This is a genomic window from Litorilituus lipolyticus (assembly GCF_006439335.1).
Lineage (GTDB): Bacteria > Pseudomonadota > Gammaproteobacteria > Enterobacterales > Alteromonadaceae > Colwellia > Colwellia lipolytica.
Window position 1 is genome coordinate 1 of sequence record NZ_SAWY01000009.1, and the last position, 20,159, is coordinate 20,159.

Annotated in this window: 18 protein-coding genes; 15 read left to right on the forward strand and 3 right to left on the reverse strand. The window is 33.8% G+C overall.

Annotated elements, in window-relative coordinates:
• From EPA86_RS05005 to EPA86_RS05065, 13 genes are all read left to right on the forward strand, one after another.
• The coding region (locus EPA86_RS05005) for an FG-GAP repeat protein (protein ID WP_211664903.1) at positions 1 to 241 on the forward strand (241 nt) is incomplete at its 5' end.
• Positions 242 to 496: 255 nt separating this feature from the next.
• Positions 497 to 973 carry a hypothetical protein gene (locus EPA86_RS05010; protein ID WP_140602326.1) on the forward strand — a complete coding sequence of 159 codons (477 nt, stop codon included), beginning with the start codon at positions 497 to 499 and terminating at the stop codon, positions 971 to 973.
• The gene (locus EPA86_RS05015; protein ID WP_140602327.1) at positions 973 to 2,088 is read left to right on the forward strand and encodes a glycosyltransferase family 4 protein; all 1,116 of its coding nucleotides are present in this window, start codon (positions 973 to 975) and stop codon (positions 2,086 to 2,088) included. The genes EPA86_RS05010 and EPA86_RS05015 overlap by 1 nt, the downstream gene beginning before the upstream one ends.
• Before the next feature lie 9 nt (positions 2,089 to 2,097).
• Entirely contained in the window at positions 2,098 to 3,045 is a 948-nt protein-coding gene (locus tag EPA86_RS05020) for a UDP-glucose 4-epimerase family protein (protein WP_140602328.1), read from the forward strand.
• Between the two features lie 257 nt (positions 3,046 to 3,302).
• Positions 3,303 to 3,866, forward strand: coding sequence for a sugar transferase (locus EPA86_RS05025; RefSeq protein WP_140602329.1), 564 nt, complete (start codon positions 3,303 to 3,305; stop codon positions 3,864 to 3,866).
• A 213-nt stretch (positions 3,867 to 4,079) separates the two neighbouring features.
• Positions 4,080 to 4,451, forward strand: coding sequence for a DMT family transporter (locus tag EPA86_RS05030; RefSeq protein WP_140602330.1), 372 nt, complete (start codon positions 4,080 to 4,082; stop codon positions 4,449 to 4,451).
• Entirely contained in the window at positions 4,448 to 5,263 is an 816-nt protein-coding gene (locus EPA86_RS05035; RefSeq protein WP_140602331.1) for a class I SAM-dependent methyltransferase, read from the forward strand. The genes EPA86_RS05030 and EPA86_RS05035 overlap by 4 nt, the downstream gene beginning before the upstream one ends.
• The gene (gene rffA / locus EPA86_RS05040; protein ID WP_140602332.1) at positions 5,260 to 6,414 is read left to right on the forward strand and encodes a dTDP-4-amino-4,6-dideoxygalactose transaminase; all 1,155 of its coding nucleotides are present in this window, start codon (positions 5,260 to 5,262) and stop codon (positions 6,412 to 6,414) included. The genes EPA86_RS05035 and rffA overlap by 4 nt, the downstream gene beginning before the upstream one ends.
• Complete coding sequence (locus EPA86_RS05045; RefSeq protein ID WP_140602333.1) at positions 6,380 to 8,125, forward strand: glycosyltransferase family 39 protein; 1,746 nt, start codon at positions 6,380 to 6,382, stop codon at positions 8,123 to 8,125. Before rffA ends, EPA86_RS05045 begins: the two co-directional genes overlap by 35 nt.
• Before the next feature lie 224 nt (positions 8,126 to 8,349).
• A complete protein-coding gene (locus tag EPA86_RS05050) occupies positions 8,350 to 9,051 on the forward strand; it encodes a WbqC family protein (protein ID WP_211664904.1) in 702 nt (233 codons plus the stop codon).
• A gap of 123 nt (positions 9,052 to 9,174) precedes the next feature.
• A complete protein-coding gene (locus EPA86_RS05055) occupies positions 9,175 to 9,894 on the forward strand; it encodes a class I SAM-dependent methyltransferase (protein ID WP_140602334.1) in 720 nt (239 codons plus the stop codon).
• A complete protein-coding gene (locus tag EPA86_RS05060; RefSeq protein ID WP_140602335.1) occupies positions 9,887 to 10,564 on the forward strand; it encodes an acetyltransferase in 678 nt (225 codons plus the stop codon). Before EPA86_RS05055 ends, EPA86_RS05060 begins: the two co-directional genes overlap by 8 nt.
• A gap of 42 nt (positions 10,565 to 10,606) precedes the next feature.
• Positions 10,607 to 11,533, forward strand: a complete 927-nt coding sequence (locus EPA86_RS05065; protein WP_140602336.1) for a glycosyltransferase family 2 protein — start codon at positions 10,607 to 10,609, stop codon at positions 11,531 to 11,533.
• 136 nt (positions 11,534 to 11,669) lie between these two features.
• Here EPA86_RS05065 and EPA86_RS05070 read toward each other — a convergent pair whose 3' ends face one another.
• Together EPA86_RS05070 and EPA86_RS05075 are read right to left on the reverse strand one after the other, a co-directional pair.
• Positions 11,670 to 12,908, reverse strand: a complete 1,239-nt coding sequence (locus tag EPA86_RS05070) for a tail fiber domain-containing protein (RefSeq protein ID WP_140602337.1) — start codon at positions 12,906 to 12,908, stop codon at positions 11,670 to 11,672.
• Between the two features lie 14 nt (positions 12,909 to 12,922).
• Positions 12,923 to 13,387, reverse strand: a complete 465-nt coding sequence (locus tag EPA86_RS05075) for a hypothetical protein (RefSeq protein ID WP_140602338.1) — start codon at positions 13,385 to 13,387, stop codon at positions 12,923 to 12,925.
• A 224-nt stretch (positions 13,388 to 13,611) separates the two neighbouring features.
• Here EPA86_RS05075 and EPA86_RS05080 point away from each other — a divergent pair, with 224 nt between their 5' ends.
• Together EPA86_RS05080 and EPA86_RS05085 are read left to right on the forward strand one after the other, a co-directional pair.
• Positions 13,612 to 16,707 (forward strand): CRTAC1 family protein, encoded by a 3,096-nt coding sequence (locus EPA86_RS05080; protein ID WP_170309571.1) that lies wholly within the window; start codon positions 13,612 to 13,614, stop codon positions 16,705 to 16,707.
• A 94-nt stretch (positions 16,708 to 16,801) separates the two neighbouring features.
• The gene (locus EPA86_RS05085) at positions 16,802 to 19,054 is read left to right on the forward strand and encodes a DUF255 domain-containing protein (RefSeq protein ID WP_140602340.1); all 2,253 of its coding nucleotides are present in this window, start codon (positions 16,802 to 16,804) and stop codon (positions 19,052 to 19,054) included.
• A 61-nt stretch (positions 19,055 to 19,115) separates the two neighbouring features.
• Here EPA86_RS05085 and EPA86_RS05090 read toward each other — a convergent pair whose 3' ends face one another.
• The gene (locus EPA86_RS05090) at positions 19,116 to 20,057 is read right to left on the reverse strand and encodes a hypothetical protein (protein ID WP_140602341.1); all 942 of its coding nucleotides are present in this window, start codon (positions 20,055 to 20,057) and stop codon (positions 19,116 to 19,118) included.
• Between the last annotated feature and the right edge of the window lie 102 nt (positions 20,058 to 20,159).

The window sequence follows — 20,159 nt, forward strand, 5'->3', positions numbered from 1 at the left end:
CACAAACTGGAGTTGGTTGATGCGAGATGGTCAAATCAATCAAAGTTTACAGATTAATCGCATAGCAGATACGCAGTGGCAGATGGCTGATATGGCCGATTTTGATGGCGATGGTAAGGCTGATATTTTGTGGCGTAACCAAAGCAGTGGCTCTACTTATATGTACCTGATGAATGGCAATGCTATTGTTGGTCAGGGAGACTCTGAGGTGATTGAGATGGATTGGCGTTTAGTTAATTAATAACTCATTTGTAGTTTATAGAAGGCTTATAATTTTTTATAGGTTCATTTTGGCTTGAAGTGTTAATATGTGTTTATTAGATTTGTTTTATTGATAATTTATTACTGCCTTTTACCGGCTTAAGTGTGATAGCAGATAAACTACAAAGTGATTTATTATCTATGCTCACTCCTTGTTGTGGGAAGATTACACTTTGTCGGTAATAGCGCATTATTATCAATTGAATAATAAGTATAACAGTAGAGAAGGTTGTAAATGTTAAAGACGAAAAGTAGTGTTGCTATAGTTGCATCAGCTCTTGCTATATTGTTCATGGTGTTTTTATTAAATTATAACTCGCAAGAACAATCTGTTACCTCATATGAGCCTATAAAAAATGAGCAAAGTGAACAGGCGGTGGTGAGTCGATTATCTCCTATAAAAGAGCACGATGTTGAGGCTGAAAAGCGTTCATCTGTTAGTGATAAATTAGATATTTCCCTACCTAAAACTGAGTATGTCTTGCCACAGAAAAATTCCCCAGTTGATATTATGGGGGGATTTTATGATGAAACAGCCCAAGCACCTGAATCAGAAGCGGAGCAAAATCAGAAAACAGGGGATATTGGCTTTTATGACCCTGATGCACTAGCTCCAGAATTTGGTTTTGAGAATGTTCCTTTAGGTGAAGGTCCGAAAGTTATGGACCTAAATAAAAAGAAGAAAAAAAATAAAGGCAAAGAACAAGATTAATGAAGAAAAAGATATTATTTATTGTAAATGTCGACTGGTTTTTTGTTTCTCATCGTTTACCAATTGCTTTAGCTGCAATAAAGTGTGGTTACGAGGTACATCTTAGCTGCGCTGTCACGGATAAAGGAAAGGAATTAGAGTCATTAGGTATCTTTTTGCACCCACTTTCTTTGTCCCGCAGCGGCGTTGGTATATTTAATGAGTTAATAGCTTTGAAACAGCTATATTCTGTAGTTAAGTCCGTAAAACCAAATATAGTGCATTCAGTTACAATTAAGCCTGTGTTATACGGAAATATTGTTGCGCGTATCTTAAGGGTTCCTGTTAGGGTTTCTTCTATATCCGGACTTGGTTATGTATTTATTGCTGCTGGTTTTAAAGCAAGAATCTTTAGAGCATTTATTTCCACCTTTTATAAAGTTGCTCTTGGAGGCATTACATCCGTAATATTTCAAAACACATCAGATAGAGATATATTAAAGAAGTTAGGTGTTATTAACTCTGAACAAGAGGTCTTTATTAGAGGCTCTGGTGTGAATTTAGACTTATATCCAGTTACTAATGAACCAGAAGGTACGCCCGTTGTAATGCTTGTGGCAAGATTGCTAATTGATAAAGGTGTAAATGAGTTTATTTCTGCTAGCAAAATAATGAAATCTAATGTGTCCAATATTAGGATGGTATTAGTCGGTGATACTGATTTAGAAAATCCTAAATCGATTGCTCCCAAGGAACTTGATAAATGGGTATCGAGCGGGATTGTGGAGCATTGGGGGTATAGCTATGATGTTGCTCAAACTATGTCAAAAGCCAATATTGTTGTGTTACCTTCTTATCGCGAAGGTTTACCCAAATCTTTAATTGAGGCTGCTGCTTGTGGTCGAGCTGTTATTACAACCGATGTGCCTGGTTGTAGGGATGCAATTGAAGTTAATAAAACAGGCTTATTAGTACCTGTTAAAAAAGATAAACCATTAGCCGATGCTATTTTACAATTAATTAATGATGACGAGTTAAGAAAGCAATTTGCTATTAATGGTAGAGCTCTTGCAGAACAGGCGTTTGATATTAATGATGTAATTAAAAAGCATTTAGATATATATAATCAAATATAAGGTGTTTTTTTGAGTATTTTAGTCACCGGCGTAACCGGTTTTTTAGGTAGCCAATTATTTGCACATTTAAAAAACAATGGGTATTCATTAAAGGCAATGTTACGCGCTAAAAATGACTTGTTTCTGGGGGGGGTTATTGTTCCTACTATAGGCCCGAAAAGTGATTTTTCACAGGTTTTTACTGGCTGTGAAGTTGTTATTCACTGCGCCGCTCGTGTACATGTAATGAATGATAATTCTTCCAACCCCCTAGAGTCTTTCCGTGAAATAAATACATATGGTACGCTGAATTTAGCTCAACAGGCTGCTGATGCTGGAATAAAACGTTTTATTTTTATTAGTACAATTAAAGTTAATGGCGAATTTACTGAACTGGGTAAACCTTTTAAACCTAATGATAATTATATAACTTCAGATCCTTATGGCTTAAGCAAATATGAAGCCGAAGTAGGGTTACGCAAAATTGCACAAAAAACAGGTATGGAGGTGGTTATAATCCGCCCTCCTCTAGTTTATGGGGTAGGTGTTAAAGCAAATTTTGCATCTCTATTAAAGCTCACTGTAAAAGGCATACCTTTACCATTAGGCGGAATTAAACAAAACAAACGCAGTTTAGTTGCTATTGAAAACCTCGTTGATTTAATAGAAACTTGTATTGACCACCCTAAGGCTGCTAATCAAATATTTTTAGTCTCTGATGACGATGATATTTCTACAACCCACTTACTGAAATCTATGGCTGAAGCTTTAAATGTATCAAGTAAGTTGATACCAATTCCAGCATCATGGATTACTATAGTCGCAAATTTAGTTGGGAAACCAGCGATATCTCAGCGGTTATGTGGGTCTTTACAAGTTGATATAAGCCAAACTAAAAGCTTACTAGGTTGGAAGCCTCCCTTTAGTCACAGTCATTGCATGAAAAAAATAGCGGACAATTTTTTGGAATCTAACTAAATATTTATACAATCTATTATTTTCACCCTAAATGGATTTTAAAACAGATAAATAACTGGAGAATTGATGAATTTATGCAGTTAATGCTAATAAACTTTTAATACTGTTAGCCTGTAACTCACTTCAAAATTCAAAATGTTTTATCATTGCTTGAAGGTATGTTGCGTGTATAATCTCATTAATTAATTCTGGTGAGCTATTCCGTAATTTATGCGTAGAGCTTTTCTCAGTAATACCCTAATAAAATAGAAGAATTTATGAATAACACCTTAACCCGTACACTTGATTTTCTGATGGCTTTCTTTGGCTTGATTATAACTTTTCCTATTTTACTCATTGTGAGCGTTATTGGTTATTTTGATACAGGCTCACCTATTTTTGTTCAACAACGTGTTGGCAAAAATAAAAAACCATTTAATTTAATTAAGTTTCGTACAATGACAGTCGATACTAAATCAGTTGCAAGTCATCTTGCTAACTCTGCCTCAATTACAGGGTTAGGAAAGTTTCTACGTAAAAGCAAAATAGATGAATTACCACAGTTAATAAATGTATTAAAAGGTGAAATGAGCTTTGTGGGGCCTCGTCCTAATTTGTTTAACCAAGAAGAGCTGATTAATGAACGCAGTAGCCGTAATGTATATAGTGTGCTTCCAGGAATAACTGGCCTGGCACAAGTTAATAATATAGATATGTCTTCTCCAAAATTATTAGCAGAAACAGATCAAGAAATGATAAAAAGCATTACAGTTAAAAATTATTTTAAATATATCATTCAAACAGCTACAGGTAGTGGGAGTGGTGATGCTGTAAATCACTAATTTTAATGTTTTCCTAGTGAATTCATTAACAGGCAATTAAGTTGGTTTATGGTACCAAGAATAGACGTGATATTTGAAAAGTCTTAAATCATTAAATCAATAAAAAGTGAATATGTAGTCACAAATGTCTCTTCATGATAGAAAGTCAAAGAAAAGTAAAAATATACTTTTTATGATGTAGATTGGAATATTTTTAATTAAGAAGAGAATTAAATGGGTTATTTCTATATCTTAGGAACCATCATTTTTACTGTGTATGGACAGATTGTCCTAAAATGGAGAGTCAACAAAGTAGCAGACTTTCCAGAACAATTTTCAGAACAATTAATTTTTCTATTTAAATTACTATTAGACCCATGGATTTTTAGCGGTTTGTTTGCAGCATTTGTCGCCTCATTTTTCTGGATAGCTGCAATGACAAAGTTTGAAGTTAGTTACGCATACCCTCTAATTGTTGGTGGTTTAGCTATTCTTACAAGTATATTCGCTGTTATTTTTTTAAAGGAATCATATAGTCTTTTAAAAGCTACGGGATTACTTTTTATTATTATTGGCGTTTATTTTTTGAGTGAAAATTCCCTATGATCATTAGAGAGTTTAAAGTCATGGATGGGGTAAAGGTTTTTGATAGTCATATCACCGAAGATCATGATGACTATAATTCTCAAGGCTTAGATAGCCTTTATAAAGTAGAAGAAAAGCACTTTTGGTTTATTGCACGAAAAGAGTTTATTTATCAACAAATGAATAAAGTACTCCCCAAAGCGATAAATATTATTGAAGTTGGTGCTGGAACTGGAAATGTATCAAGATATTTAAAGAAAAATGGGTATCAAAATATTTCTATCGGTGAAATGCATATGAGTGGGTTAAAATATGCAAAAAGCTACGGAATGCAATCATGCTACCAATTCAACCTTTTACAAACTCCGTTTGAAAATGAATTTGATACAATTTGCATGTTTGATGTTATCGAGCATATAAAAGATGACGATCTAGCTCTTCAAAATGCCTCTAAAAGCCTAACAAAAAATGGTTACTTAGTATTGACTGTACCAGCGCATATGTGGCTATGGAATAGAGATGATGCTATCGCTGGACATAAACGAAGGTACACCAAAAAAGAGCTAATTAATAAGCTTACAAGCAATGGATTTGAAATTACAAATGCAAGCTATTTCTTTATGAGTATTGTTCCGTTGCTTTATTTGAGGGCCATTTTAAATAGGGACGACAATTCTATTGTTACTAACAAAGAGGTTAATGTAAACATCACAATAAATCCCATAATAAACAGCGTTCTACTTTTTATTTCAAGGGTTGAAAATAAACTAAATAGCTTGTTAGTAAACTTATTTGGTGGAAGTTTATTTATCATAGCTAGGAAAGTTAGATGACAAAAATTCCATTCAATAAGCCTACCCTCACAGGAAATGAGGAAAAATTTATCATTGAATCCATCAATAGCTCCAAAATATCAGGTGATGGACCTTTTACAATGAAATGTCAGCGATGGTTTGAAGAAAAGCTACAATGTAAAAAAGTCCTGTTAACAACTTCATGTACTCATGCCCTTGAAATGACAGCCATTCTTTTGAATATACAAGAAGGCGATGAGGTTATTATGCCGTCATATACATTTGTATCTACAGCAAATGCTTTTGTGATGCGTGGTGCAAAAATTGTCTTCGTTGACATTCGTCCAGATACTATGAATATGGATGAAAGTAAAATTGAAGCTGTTATTACAGAAAAAACAAAAGTCATCGTGCCTGTACATTATGCTGGTGTTGCATGTGATATGGATACCATTATGGCTATTTCTGATAGATATGGTCTCTTTGTGGTTGAAGATGCAGCGCAAGGAATGTTGAGCTCTTATAATGGGAAGCCTCTTGGTACTATAGGACATTTCGGTACATTCAGTTTTCATGAAACAAAAAATTACACCTCGGCAGGAGAAGGTGGATTGCTCATTATTAATGATGAAAACTTCATTGAGCGTGCAGAAGTCATCCGTGAGAAAGGAACAAACCGAAGTCAGTTTTTCAGAGGGATGGTTAATAAGTATTCATGGGTTGATATAGGTAGTTCGTACCTTATGAATGATGTTAGTGCTGCTTATCTTTGGGGGCAGTTGGAACTCGCAGACAAAATAAAAACTAATAGACTTAACAGTTGGTTTTTTTATTTTAAGCGTTTGAAAGAGCTTAAAATCAAAGGGGATATTGAATTGCCTGTTATACCTGATGAGTGTGAACAAAACGGACATATATTTTACATTAAGGTAAAAGATTTGATAACTAGAGCCGCATTACTAGATGCTTTTAAGTATAAAGGTATTTTGGCTGTATTTCATTATATTCCGTTGCACTCTTCTCCTGCAGGTATCGAGTTTGAAACATGTATTCTTGAAGACATTTATACAACTAAAGAAAGTGAAAAGCTAATACGTTTACCTTTGTATTACAACATCAGTAATGAGGATAAAGAAAGAGTAGTGGAGGTTTTGTGTGAGTTTTATAGAGAGAAACGCAAAAACTATTGAAACATTTCTATTTGGTTTTATTGTTTTTTACCCTTGGTACTTTGTAGGAAATGGTGTCGATTTAACTGATACAGGTTTTTGGTTAACCTATTATAAAAATTTTTTTGATACACCTGAGTCCGCAATCAATGCCTTCCCTGTATGGTTTAGTTTAATTATAGGATCTGTTACCAACTTTTTGTTGGGGGGGTTTGGTGTATTTGGTTTTAATATTGCTCAAATTATTACAATGTACTTATCATTGTATTTTATATATCGGCTACTTAGGAGTTACACATCCAAATTATTTTTATTGATATTACTTAGCGTTACCATAGTTTTTGTCAATATAGATGCATCAACCGTCGTTAATTATGATGCGTTAACAGCATTATTCTATCTAATGGCTATTTATTTTATTTATATCGGGTTGTCAGAGAGGAAAAATCGATATTTATTAATTTCAGGTGTTGTCATTGGTTTAAATATATTTATCAGACTTCCCAATTTGTTAGGTTTGATTCTAATTATTTCAATCCTATATTTTGACTACATATCAAACAGTCTTAATGTTAATACAGTAAAAAGAATTAGCTGGGTCTTCTTTGGTTGCTTAATTACTGTGGTTGCCGTTTTGGGCTTTATGAAATTTATAGGACACTTTGATTTTTATTTGGATGGGTTGAGTAAGTTATTAGAGAAGTCGAGAGATTCATCACAAGGTCACAAAGTGAGCTCTTTGCTCCAAAGTTTTATATCTGATTACGTTTACGCTATCAAAGAAGGAGCCTTTCTTACTCTATGTTTACTTTTAATAGCATGGTGTTGTCAGGTTTGTGCTTTTAAAAAAGTTTTATTTTCAATTGTAGTTTTCTTGACCTCAGTATTGATAGCTTTATATCTAATGAAAATAAGTAATATCTTTGATAACCATAATTATTACTATCTAGATAAAGGAATTTTTGGTGTTTATTATATCCTTCTTGGATTTGTTCTTTTTAAAACATCTAAGAGTATGCCTGACTTCTCTACTATCGCATTGCTTTCTTTATTAATAACTGTCTTAATTCCATTAGGATCGAATACAAGTTTGCGTAAGGCTATATCTGGTATGTATATTGGGTTGCCTGTCATATTGATTTATCTCAACCTGGTTAAATCTTTGAATGTCCGTTTGATTATTCTCAATAACTCAACAGTCAAATATTTAAGGATTTGTTTGCTAAGTTCAATAGCTATATTTTCTCTTATAACATCAACACTTTATTTTGCCTCATATTGTGATAGTCGTAAAAAACATCAAATGCTTACTAGTATTGAACACCCATTATTAAAGTTTAAATATACTACTCCACAAAGAGCAGATGTATTGACAAATGTCTTAAATGCTTTGAAATCTATAGAGAAAAATTATGAGTACATGTTTACATTTGGACGTATTCCTTTATTGCAGTATTTAAGTGACAAAAAACAATATATAGATAACCCTAATCCTTTGTTTGAATCGTCGAATAAAATAGAAATAAAACTAAAAGAAGCTTCTGAAGTTAAAAGTTTACCTATAGTAGTATCAGCAAAGACTGACACTTCAAGGAAGGAATGGCCAGTTGAGTCAAATAGAGTATCCAGTAACCCTGCTATGAATGATGTCATTCAACAGTTTTTAGAAAAAAATAATTACGTTATTTACTGGGAAAGTGATGATTTTAAAATATTAGTGCCCGGTAATTGATAGCTTTTTAAAAACGGTTAATAGAACCATATTTTTGTAATGTTAGTTTTCGTTGCCGAAGTCATGATAGTGCTTAGTTCCACATACTTTAATGATAGTATTGTGAGTAAAGTTTATAAACTGAGCATATCAATCGACTAATGCTAGAGTGTTTTATGTAGGAAACGTGTTTAGATGTTGTAGCTGTATAAATATGAGCTATTTTCTGTTTAAATGGGGTCGATGTGAGTAAAGTAATAAAAAAAATTGCAATCAGTCAATCAAATTATATTCCATGGAAAGGTTATTTTGATTTAATTAATAGTGTTGATGTTTTTGTGCTATACGATAGCGCTCAATATACCAAAAATGACTGGCGAAATAGAAATCTACTAATGTCTAAAAGAGGTAAACAATGGTTATCTATACCCGTTCATCATAGTACCTCACTTCAAATCAAGCAAATTCAAACAGCTGATAATATCTGGTGGAAAAAGCATTGGAAAACTATTGAGCAACTATATTGTAAAGCAAAGTTCTTTGAATTGTATCGTCAACCATTATGTGATTTATACCACTCATTAGAGACTGAAATGTCTTTATCTAAAATTAATTACAAATTTATTTTGTTTGTAAATAAAGTTCTAGGAATTGAAACTGAAATTTGCTTTGATGATACATTTGAGCATGGTTCTGGTCAATCAGAAAAATTATTAGCAATTTGTCAGCAATTGCAGGCAACTACTTACGTTTCAGCACCAGCAGCTAAATCATATTTGAATGAGTCAATATTTGAAGAGAAAAACATCCACGTTTCTTGGTTCGAATATATGTCATATCCAGAATATGACCAATTAGGATATCAATTTGAACATACTGTAAGTATTTTAGATTTGTTGTTTAATGAAGGGCCTAGAGCAAAATACTATATGATGACTTTTAAGTAGTATTCTATTTGAAGTCAATGTATTCAGAGTCTTATATTATTTTAGGGAAAGGTAGCTAAAACTTGCAGTTATAATTAAATGAAAAAATGTTTTTATGTTAGTTGTTTATTAGGCTATTAAATTATGAAGTACAAAGAAAACTTGGAAGATTATTTATCCACATATATAGAAGATCCTTTTGCTGCAGAAAATAAGCGAATGCTGAATGCTTATGTTGATAGGTGTGTAAAATACAGCTCTAATAAAGAAAAATACTTGGAATTAGGTATTGGACACGGAGTGGTCTTAAATAAGTTGTCTGAAAATTTTGAACATACACTTGTCATTGAAGGGGCTCCTAGTCTTGTAAAGGAATATTCTGATGCACACCCCAATGTAAGTGTCTATGAGACAATGTTTGAGGAATATGAACCATTAGAGAAGTTTAATAATATTGGTATGGGCTTTATATTAGAGCATGTAGATGATCCCGCTCAGGTATTGACACAATTTAGAACGTTTTTATCCAAGCAGGGTAGTATCTTTGTTGGAGTACCTAGTGCGTCATCTTTACATAGAATGTTAGCTAATAGGGCTGGTTTGCTCGATGATATCAGAATGATGTCTGAAACTGACTTTAAATTTGGGCATAAGCGTTTCTTTACATTTGAAGACTGGATTGCACTATTTAGTTCATTAAATTTTAATATAGTAAGAAGCGAAGGATTAAGTTTAAAACCTTTTTCTACAAGTCAACTTGAGAGTTTAAATTTGAAAAGAGAAGTACTATTAGCGCTTGATGATATTGCATGTAAATACCCTGAAATGGCCAATTCTCTTTTTTTTGAGTTAAAAAATGAATAAAAATCATAAGTTAATAATTTACGGTATCGGACCCTTTGCAAAACTAATGCACTTTTACTTTAGTGCAGATTCAAATTATGAAGTTTTAGGTTTTTGTGTTGATAGAAAATATATTTCTACTCATAGTTTTTGTGACCTTCCTGTTTTGCCTTTTGAAGATATAGATAAAAAGTTTTCGCCTGAAGAATATAAGATGTTTGTCGCAATAGGATATAGGTGCATGAGGAACCGTCGAGCACTTTTTAAAAAAGCAAAGGACCTAGGTTATAACTTAGCAAACTATATAAGTTCTAATGCATTAAAGTATAGTAATTTTAAACTAGGTGAAAATAATGTAATTATGGGAGGGTGTAATGTGGAGCCCTTTGTTGTTATAGGTAATAACAATGTTATTTGGTCGGATACATTGTTGGGTCATGATTTAGTTATAGGTGATCATAATTATATTTCAGCTAAGTGTTTAATTGCTGGGAATTGTTATGTTGGAGATTTATGTTTTATTGGTAACGGAGTAACAACCATTGATGGTCTCAATATTAACGATGAAAGTTTTTTGATTTCGGGAGCTGTACTCACATCTAATACTGAAAAGTTTGGTCGTTATAAAGGTATTCCCGCAAAGCACTCTGGCAGCCACTCAGATTATGGAATTGTAATTACCCGTGGATAAACGGTGTTAATTTAAGTCCAGTTTATTATAAGTGAAATTAATATGAAAATTTCAATAGTTTCGACTATGTATATGTCCGAAAAATATTTACATGCATTTTATCAACGAATATCCCAGTCAGTAATGAAAATAACTAATGAATATGAAATTGTTTTAGTTAATGACGGCTCTCCGGATAAGTCTTTAGATATTGCATTGAAATTTTTTAAAGAGAATGACAAGGTTAAAGTTGTAGATTTAAGTCGTAACTTTGGTCATCATAAAGCCGTGATGGCAGGTCTTCAACATGCTGTGGGAGAGAAGGTTTTTTTAATTGATTGTGATCTTGAGGAGGCTCCAGAGTTAATCTTTGACTTTTATGAAGAATTTAATAAAAAAAATGGTGCAGTAGATTCAGTTTTTGGTGTTCAGGAGCTAAGAAAGGGAAGTTGGATTCAAAAAGTGGGAGGGGGAGTATTTTATAAAATGTTTAATCTCTTTTCAGGTGTCAACCTAGAAGCTAATCCCTTAACTGTTAGAATGATGAGTAGACGATATGTCAATGCTGTGCTACTTCACCAGGAAACAGAATTGTTTATGGCTGGTATTTTACATATTACAGGATTTTTACAAAAGAGTATTACAGTAAAAAAAGATTACAAAGGGGAGAGTGCATATAGTTTTAGGCATCGAGTCAGTCTTATGGTTAAAGGAGTTACTGCATTTTCATCTTATCCATTAAAGTTTATTTTTTATATAGGAATTTTAATGTCAATTTCAGCTTTTCTGCTGGGGACTTTTTTATTTATGAAAAAGGTATTTCTAAATGGGCAAATTGAACCTGGCTGGACATCATTGATGGTATCTATTTGGTTTATTGGTGGACTCTTGTTAGCAGGATTGGGAACCGTGGGCATTTACTTGAATAAAGTTTATAACGAAGTTAAACGCAGACCACTTTATATAGTTAGGGATTTTTATAAAAAGTAGTCAGTAGATATCAAGTTTTATTATATCTAATTGTTTAGCTAACCTTAGGTTTGGCGCAAAGTAAGCCATTGATATTTTAGGTACCAATTTAATATCTATGGCTTAATGCGTATAATAAAACTATTAAAAGTAGTTGTTATTGGGTTTTTAAGGACTCAATACCTTCTAACCTTGCGGATAAGCTTTTAATCTGTTCTTGCTGCTCTTGAAGAACTTTTGTTAACACTGCAACTATATCAATAGCCGTCAAATGCTTTCGTGTTTCAGATGCTACAAGTTCTGGCACATCTTCAGCAACAAATCCTACATGGTTATCATCTGGCGATACTTTATAGTTATAGGTTACTGGGTTTAAATTCGTTAGAGTATCTATTGCCATATCTAAACTAAGATTGACAATGTTATCTTTCAAAGAGCGACTTGAATTAGACATCCATTCACCAGAAGTCGATAAATAAGCCCCGTTTCTATGTTGGATATCTTTTGAAGCATCAACAGATGATACACCAAGTCCTACTTTACCACCTTGCTCAAAAGAAATGACCTCGGCAACAGAAGAGTCATAAACTACAAAGCGATCATTGCTATAGTCATTCCTTGAACTTAATAACCACTGCGGTGTATTAGATTTTGAAAAAATAAATGATGAAGTGAAAGTATCTGTTGGAGCGTCAAATGTTATTGCATTATGTGCATTATTATCTCCAGATACTGATAAAACTGGTTTTGCAGTGTAATGCTCGGTGAAATTAGTTGTACCTACTCCAACATAACCACTAGAATTTATAATTACGCTATCAGTGGGAGCACCTGGCTTTATTTTAAATGGTAAAGTGCTGCCATTAGTTGCATCACGTACAAAGAAGTTTGCCTCATTACCTGCAACATCCCATGTTTGAGGAGTAAAACCTGACGAGCCATCTTGTTCTAATCGTAAAGTAGGTGTATTACCTTCTTTCACATGAATATTGACAACCGGTGTTGAAGTGCCAAGTCCAATGCGACCAGCATCATCAACATACAAGCTGTGGCTTGGTGCACCAGCTTCAATAGTGAAAGGAGTGCGGCCACCATCAATATCGTCGATAGAGAATTTATTCGCACCGCCATTAGATGAATCGTTAAAAGTGATTTGCCAATCTCGAGTAGGGAATGAGGCACTATTACTTGTATCTACTGCTCTAATTCTAAGGTTATTTTCTTTTAATCGTAAAGTGTCAAAACCAAAGCTCTCACCATTTACACAGTCTTGACCAACACAGATGCTACCATCAACAATAAGATCATCTAAAATAACTTGATCAGCTTGTGCAGTATAGGAAGAGATAATAGCTAGTGAAATAGCACTTAATTTTGTTATGTTTTTTATATTCATTATGACTTCCTTAATTATTTTTCTTCTTCAGCGTTTGGAAAGCTATTTTTTCTAGGTTCTTGGATATCCTGAGCGGCCTTGATTTGTCCGTAGTTTGCTTCAAACTTTCCTGCTTGAACATCAATAATGCTTACTTTACCTCTAGCATCTTCAGAACGACCATTATTCATAGTATTCTGCGCATCAGACACAAATTTTACAGATCTGATCTCATAGTTATATGAACCGTTATATGGAAGGTCTAAATCTGAAATGTTCAATGTTGGTGAGTCACTCTCAAATTGATGTGAGTAGCCCCCATCACCAGAGACAGAAATTATATATTTATCATAAGTCTTTTCAGTCATAAGACTAATAAATTGATTCGTTTTTGTAGCAGTTAATTTGCCAGCTTTCACTTGCGTTAATTCATAAACATTTTGTTGAGCAAAGGTTGGCATTGATGCCGCAATTGCAAATAATATTATTGTTTTTTTCATAATTTAACCTTTAGCTAATATTTGGTTGACCATCATTTAATCATGTTGGCACATAGAACTATTACAAATTGTAACAAACCTAAAAGAAAATGATAGTCAATTGTAGTTCTAAAAGAAGATGTCGGATGTCTTAAAGGGGATAACTCATTGGCAATAACCTGTTTTTAGGAGACAATGAAGAGAAATATATAATTGAGTCTCTATTCATGAAGAGTACAAGAGAAATGATAAAGTTATTTGGCAGTTTATTTACTTTTTCTTTGTTGATGCCCTTAAATTGTTACGCATTTGAAAATTCAATTGCTGAGATTTTGAATGCAATTAATAAGCTTGAGAAAAAATCTGAACCTAAATGTTATGCTACGGCATCTCGGCTTGAAGATTTTATGTTTGGAACGCCACTTGATGATGATGCACGTTTTACCAAAAACATTTTACAAAAGCAGTTTATCGAAAAAATATGGCAACAAGCATCTAGACTCGCCATGAATGAGCAAGAAGATATTATTTTATCTTCACATATAACAGCTTCTGTACTTGGATTGTTTACAAAACAGCAAAACTCCCACGGGCACTGGTTGTTGACGTTTAATGGTGGTGATGAGCTAACCATTCATAAAGATGATAAACGCCAATACGCCAGTATTGCATATTCCCTTAGAGCTATTTTAGCAGTGCAACAGAATAACTTGTTAAACTTTGAGTCATCCCTATTACCTTTAAGTGAGAATGCCATAGAGCAGCTTAAAGATAATCTTGACTTCTATACCTTAGCAGCGCTTAAAGTTGCCGACAATAAAGCAAAGATAGATAATGAACATTTGATTACTGTAAAAAATATCGCAACAGTTTGGCAAGAGTTAGGGGATATCTCGGTAAAGAAAGCGACTGAAATAAAAACTCAGTATCAGAAAATTGATCCTGTATTAGTTAAGCAAATGGCAAACAAAAAGCTTTCAGCTTACGCCACTTACAACAAAGTTAACAATCAACTATTCTTACGCAACCTTCAGGTATACTTTGCCCGAGTTAGTTGGCCAAAAGATAAAGCTGAGTCTGCACGTATTATCAAAAAGTTTACTGAGATAGCTTCTGTATTTTCTGGTGATTTATATGCTGGTGCTCAGCAAAAGGCCATGAGTAATAACTTAACAGTCATTTCTGAGAAGTCAGTACATGATTTCGCCAAGCAATTTATTCCGCATCAATTAAATGAGTATGAGGATGTTTTGTTTTTCCCTAATCTACCTAAAACAGAACAAATATATCTTGAATCTTATGATATGGACGCCTTTCGTGATGCTGGGGTTCATTGGCAATATTTAACTAAAGCGATTTTTTCACCTAGCTTTGATGTTTATATTGAGCCAGACCCTTTTGCAGCAGAGCTTATTGTTGAAAATATTGCTCAATATGGCGTCTTATTATTAAGGGTTGCAGGTACACAAGCAATTAACATGGGTGATCAGCGTCTGAAAGTGAAGCATCTTGAGCTGGCAAAGCAACTACTTGATGAAAAGGTTACCTTACACCTCAATAGAAAAGCTGAAGCGGTAGGTGAAGTAAGTATTCACTCCGTAAAAGAAGAGAATAATATCCAAGTGTTAGCAACGAGGACTCCATTTGAAAATGTGACTAAAAGCTCAGGGATAAGCTTTGAGCATAAATCGTCAGATTGGTTAAATAGGCAACTGCGCTCATTTATTAAAAAAGATGCTACTTCAGGAATTATTACTATTCCGCCTGCTTTTGGTGGTTCAGGTGTTGCTGTAGAAGATATAAATTCCGATGGTTTTGCTGATGTTCTACTGTTAGGTGGGCGTGGCAATAAACTGTTTTTAAATCAAAAAAATGGTCGTTTTATTGATAAAACAAGGGCGTATGGGCTCGAGTGGATTCGTCAAGAAGATAACCATCCAGGAGAAGTTAGACAGCCTCTAATTGCTGATATTAATAATGATGGCTGGCAAGATATAATTATAACTTATGTGGATGACAGTCATAGAGTTTACAAAAATATTTCAGGAAATAGGTTTGAAGATGTCACGCATATTGCAAATATTGGCGGCAAAAACCAAGTAGGTGGTCCAGCGACGTTGTTCGATTTTGATAACGATGGTGATTTAGATTTATATATCACTTATTTCGGAAACTATTTACGTGGCGATTTACCGACCTTAAAAAGAAGAAATAGCAATGGAGAAGCTAACCAGTTATTTGAAAATATTGGTGACTTCAAATTTAGAAATATTACTGTGGGTTCAGGGCTTGATAATACAGGCTGGGCACAAGCTGTTGCACATACTGATATTAATAATGATGGCTGGCAAGATATTATTGTTGGAAATGATTTTGGCGTTAATGGTTATTACATTAACGATAAAAAAGGTCATTTTGATGAAATATCATATCAGCTATCAACAGATAAACCTTCTTATACTATGGGCATTGGTATTAGTGATCTTAATTCTGATGCATTACCTGATTTTTATATTTCTAATATTGTTACCATGAATAAAGACGAAAGTTACATTCTGCCAAATGAAGACACTAAATTAAAATTTAATGCCGATAAGTTAGCGCACATGAAAGTGATAGAGGCGAATGATCTATTTATTTCTTCTATCGGGGGTGATAAGCAGACATATATAGCAAGTCGCAATGTTGGGCGAGGTTACTCCTCTACGGGCTGGTCCTGGGATGCCGACTTTTTTGATTATGATTTAGATGGTGATGATGATCTATATGTTTTAAATGGCATGAATGAGTTCAACTTGTACAGCAGCAAAAACCCTTATTATAGAGATCCAAAAAATAATCAAGTAAAGCAGGCGGTTATGCCTGTTAGTGCAAAAGAGAAAAATGTGTTTTTTGAAAATTCAGCCGGTAAATTGAACAATGTTACTGAGAAAAGTGGTCTAGGGTTATTAAGTAACTCAAGAAGTGCCAGCTATTTTGATCGAGATAATGATGGTGACTTAGATATTATAATTAATAACTATCACGAAGAAGCGGTATTATTTGATAACCAACTAGCACAAAGTAATAGTCATTGGCTTAAAGTGAAGCTCAAAGGGGATCCAAAGCAAAATGTTTCACTTGATGCTATTGGCGCTAAAATTTTAGTTAGCTTGCCAAATAAAACGCAAATTTGGCGTGAGGTTAGAAGTACCGATGGTTATATGTCAGTTCATCCAAAAGAGCAGCATGTGGGATTAGGAACGGCGGAGCTTGTTGATATAGATATTATTTGGCCAAATGGCAAGCATCAGGCTTTAAAGCAGGTCAAGGCTAATCAACGTTTAGAAATTAGTTTGTAGCATTTTAAATAGCACTAACTCAAACCGAGCTGTAATAAACAAGCTCGGTTTTTCTTTTGGTGCCTCAATTGTTTTTATTAGGTATTGATAAAATATGCATTTTTTGATTCTCGTTATTGTCATCTATTGTACGCCGTTATTTTCAGCAAATTCAGCGGACAATGTTTATAAACCACCTGTTGGCGTTGAAGTAGGAGAAGCGGAGTTTGCTCGTTGGCAACAAGAGTTCTTGAAGCAGGCCCAAAACATTAGTCATTTGGCTCAATATAGTGACAAATCCTCTTCATCTGTTACCTATATAAATCGTTTAGTCTTTGGTGCGTCGCCTTATTTACTAAGGCATGCTGTAAATCCGGTGAATTGGTATTCATGGCATGAGGATGCACTAGCTACTGCCAAAAAAGAGAATAAGCTGCTCTTTCTTTCTATTGGTTATTCTACTTGCCATTGGTGTCATGTTATGGAAAAAGAGAGCTTTACAAGCCTCGAAATAGCAAAAGCCCTCAATAGTGATTATATTTCTATCAAACTTGATAGAGAGCTAACTCCGAGTGTAGATCAATACTTTACCCAAGCATTAGAGTTAGCAACAGGTAGTGCTGGCTGGCCAATAAATGCAGTGTTAACTCCAAATGGTGATGTTGTTTGGATAGACTCTTATTTATCGCCCGATAAATTTTCAAAAACAATCAAGAGGTTAGCTAAAGTTTGGCAAGTTAAACCTCAAGTCATAAGTCAGGTAGCGAAAAACTTTAGCAGTCAGTTAAAAACTACAGATGCCTCTTCTGAAGTTAGTTGGAGTATTGATAAGTCAATATCGATAGTTAAAGGGTTAATTAATAATATAGATCCAGTGCATGGAGGATTAAAAGGAGATAGAAAATTTCCGAGTGCGACAATAGTGCAATTATTAATGTATCAATATCAATTAAACCCGAATGATACAGTTAAATCTCATATTAAACATTTCCTAGATAAGTTGACAACGCAAGGGATCCGAGATCATTTACATGGTGGGTTTTATCGCTATTCTGTAGACACTCTATGGCAGCAACCTCATTTTGAAAAGATGCTGTATAATCAAGCTTTATTAATATCTACCTTTAGCAAAGCTTATCAACTATTTAATGATGAAAGTTATAAACAAGTCGTTTTTGATACTATCAGCTTTGTTAATCAATGGTTAAGATCAAGTGATGGACGATTTTACAGCGCAATAGATGCTGATTACCAAGGAAAGGAAGGGCTTTATTACTTATTTACAAATCAAGAATTGGCTTCAGTTAAAGAAATTTATAAAGAGAGTTTTGTCTGGTGTAGTTTTAACCTCACAGAGCTTAGTTTCCCTTGTTCTACTTCGAAATTAACTAATAATAACCGCGCAAAACAAGCGCTATTAACGAAAAAGTCTCAACTAGCTAAACCTCATATAGATAAGAAGTTTATTACCGCTTGGAATGCATTAATGGTTTCTGCTCTTATCGATGCATATAGCGCTTTTGACGATGTAACTTTGCTAAGCCAAGCTAAAAAGTTAGCTGAAGTATTGGTTGAGGAGCATATGTATGGGATTGGTAAACTCACTAGGATTAATTATTTAGGTAAAGCCTCTGGAGATGCTGTTCTAAGTGACTATGCCTATTTAGGTTATGCAATGTTTCAGCTATATCAGGATACAAAGTTAGATAAGTGGTACCAATTGGCAGTGCAATTTTATCAAAAAGGAAGTGAGCTTTTTGGTAAAAATTACCGAGGAAATGAGCTTGTTGAAAGTAATTTACTTGACGATGGCGAAATGATTTCAGGGCATGCAGTGTTGATGTCTTTAGGTTTAAAGTTAAGAGCATATGGAGAGAATAATAGCGATACTTTAAAACCCCAAATGTTAAAGCTGAAGCAAGCAGTTATGAATAGTTCAGGTAGTCACTTTGCAATTCATGAACTTTTTTTAAAGAACGAATTTGGGGTGTTTGATAGCAAACAATACTTTGCTCAAGGTAAAGGTGTGGTAAAACTCATTAAGCTTGCTAATAAAGTTACCTTATATATTCAGCTAGATGATGGTTGGCATATAAATTCAAATATGCCACTTGAGAAGTATTTAATTCCAACGAAAGTAAGCAGTGTAAATGGCTCAATTAGTCAATTGAGATACCCTGAAGCAAAAATTAAGAAGCTCGGCTTTAGTAAAACTCAGTTGAGTTTATTTGATGGTGATTTTCAAATAAGCGCTAATATTCATGGTAAAAGTAGCTTAGGTGAAAAAGTAGAGCTCAAGCTTCAAGCTTGTAGTGATAAATTATGTTTACTGCCTGAAAAGCTAAGTTTTTACTTGCCTACAAAGTGATATAGAAATATGAAGTAGTTATAGCATGGAAAATAAATTTCCCATGCTATTTTTTAAAAGGTTATTTAAAAGAAAAGTGTTCCAATAGCTTACTTAATTGAAGTTTAAATTTTGCTTTTTGATTTTTAGTTGTTTGTCCCTGAATCAGCAAGAATTTACCTTTTTGATAAGATAAAGCCTGATAGACAAAAGTTGGTTGATCATTTAATTTTACGTAGGCTGTGGCAGCAAGGGCAGGGATATTATCAATCTTTATCATTTCAGACTGTAACACTTCTACATCTTTATAATGTTTACCATTTTTTAAAAAGTGATCTGACAGCACTTTAATATCTTCAATTTCTTGATTTAATTTACCATGACTAACTACAACAGACGTCTTGCTGTCATTACTATCGCTTGGAAGTAAAACAATCGAATTGGCGTAGCGTTGTTTAATCTTAAAGTTAGGAGTTTGGTTAAACTGGAATGGTAAACCAGTATATAAGCGAAGGTTCTGGTTAGTTGCAACAGAAAGAGATAGTAAACTTGATTTTATGGCATTTTTTAATTGATTAGGCGAGCTTTCAGGATAACTTGCTTCTATTTGTATACTAGATAAATTATCCCCAGATATAAGCCACATTTTTTCGAAGTAAATACCTGAGATATTTTGCCTTAAAGTGAGTAGTGTACATAGCGCACCGCTAATATCTATCTGCTCATTTTTAATAAGCTGGTACTGGTTTTTAAGTAGGTTCTCTTTGGTTAATTGAGTAATATAGTTGTTATAGGCAACTTCTTTCTCCGTTATACGAATTCTTGAAAAGCTTTCTGGTTGAACAAAACCATAATGCTCCTGTGTAATATTGAAACTTGGAGGAGGAGTCATAGCCACCTCCAGACCATTACTAATTCTAAATACTTGAGGGGAAGGGAGTTCTTCTTTTTTTTGAATGGCTGTACACCCATTAACTATAAATAAAACAAAAGTAACTAAAAATAGTTTTTTTAAATAAAGCATTGGTTATCTCAAGTTATAAACCTTGTATCTAAGGCTATTTTAAATTCTAAACATTTCTAAGCTAGGTAGGTTAACAAAATATTACAATTGCGTATAATGCTA

Coding starts and splice junctions, on each gene's coding strand:
- EPA86_RS05010 (WP_140602326.1), top strand. CDS start 497: ATGTTAAAGACGAAAAGTAGTGTTGCTATAGTTGCATCAGCTCTTGCT.
- EPA86_RS05015 (WP_140602327.1), top strand. CDS start 973: ATGAAGAAAAAGATATTATTTATTGTAAATGTCGACTGGTTTTTTGTT.
- EPA86_RS05025 (WP_140602329.1), top strand. CDS start 3,303: ATGAATAACACCTTAACCCGTACACTTGATTTTCTGATGGCTTTCTTT.
- EPA86_RS05030 (WP_140602330.1), top strand. CDS start 4,080: ATGGGTTATTTCTATATCTTAGGAACCATCATTTTTACTGTGTATGGA.
- EPA86_RS05035 (WP_140602331.1), top strand. CDS start 4,448: ATGATCATTAGAGAGTTTAAAGTCATGGATGGGGTAAAGGTTTTTGAT.
- rffA (WP_140602332.1), top strand. CDS start 5,260: ATGACAAAAATTCCATTCAATAAGCCTACCCTCACAGGAAATGAGGAA.
- EPA86_RS05055 (WP_140602334.1), top strand. CDS start 9,175: ATGAAGTACAAAGAAAACTTGGAAGATTATTTATCCACATATATAGAA.
- EPA86_RS05060 (WP_140602335.1), top strand. CDS start 9,887: ATGAATAAAAATCATAAGTTAATAATTTACGGTATCGGACCCTTTGCA.
- EPA86_RS05065 (WP_140602336.1), top strand. CDS start 10,607: ATGAAAATTTCAATAGTTTCGACTATGTATATGTCCGAAAAATATTTA.
- EPA86_RS05070 (WP_140602337.1), bottom strand. CDS start 12,908: ATGAATATAAAAAACATAACAAAATTAAGTGCTATTTCACTAGCTATT.
- EPA86_RS05075 (WP_140602338.1), bottom strand. CDS start 13,387: ATGAAAAAAACAATAATATTATTTGCAATTGCGGCATCAATGCCAACC.
- EPA86_RS05080 (WP_170309571.1), top strand. CDS start 13,612: ATGATAAAGTTATTTGGCAGTTTATTTACTTTTTCTTTGTTGATGCCC.
- EPA86_RS05085 (WP_140602340.1), top strand. CDS start 16,802: ATGCATTTTTTGATTCTCGTTATTGTCATCTATTGTACGCCGTTATTT.
- EPA86_RS05090 (WP_140602341.1), bottom strand. CDS start 20,057: ATGCTTTATTTAAAAAAACTATTTTTAGTTACTTTTGTTTTATTTATA.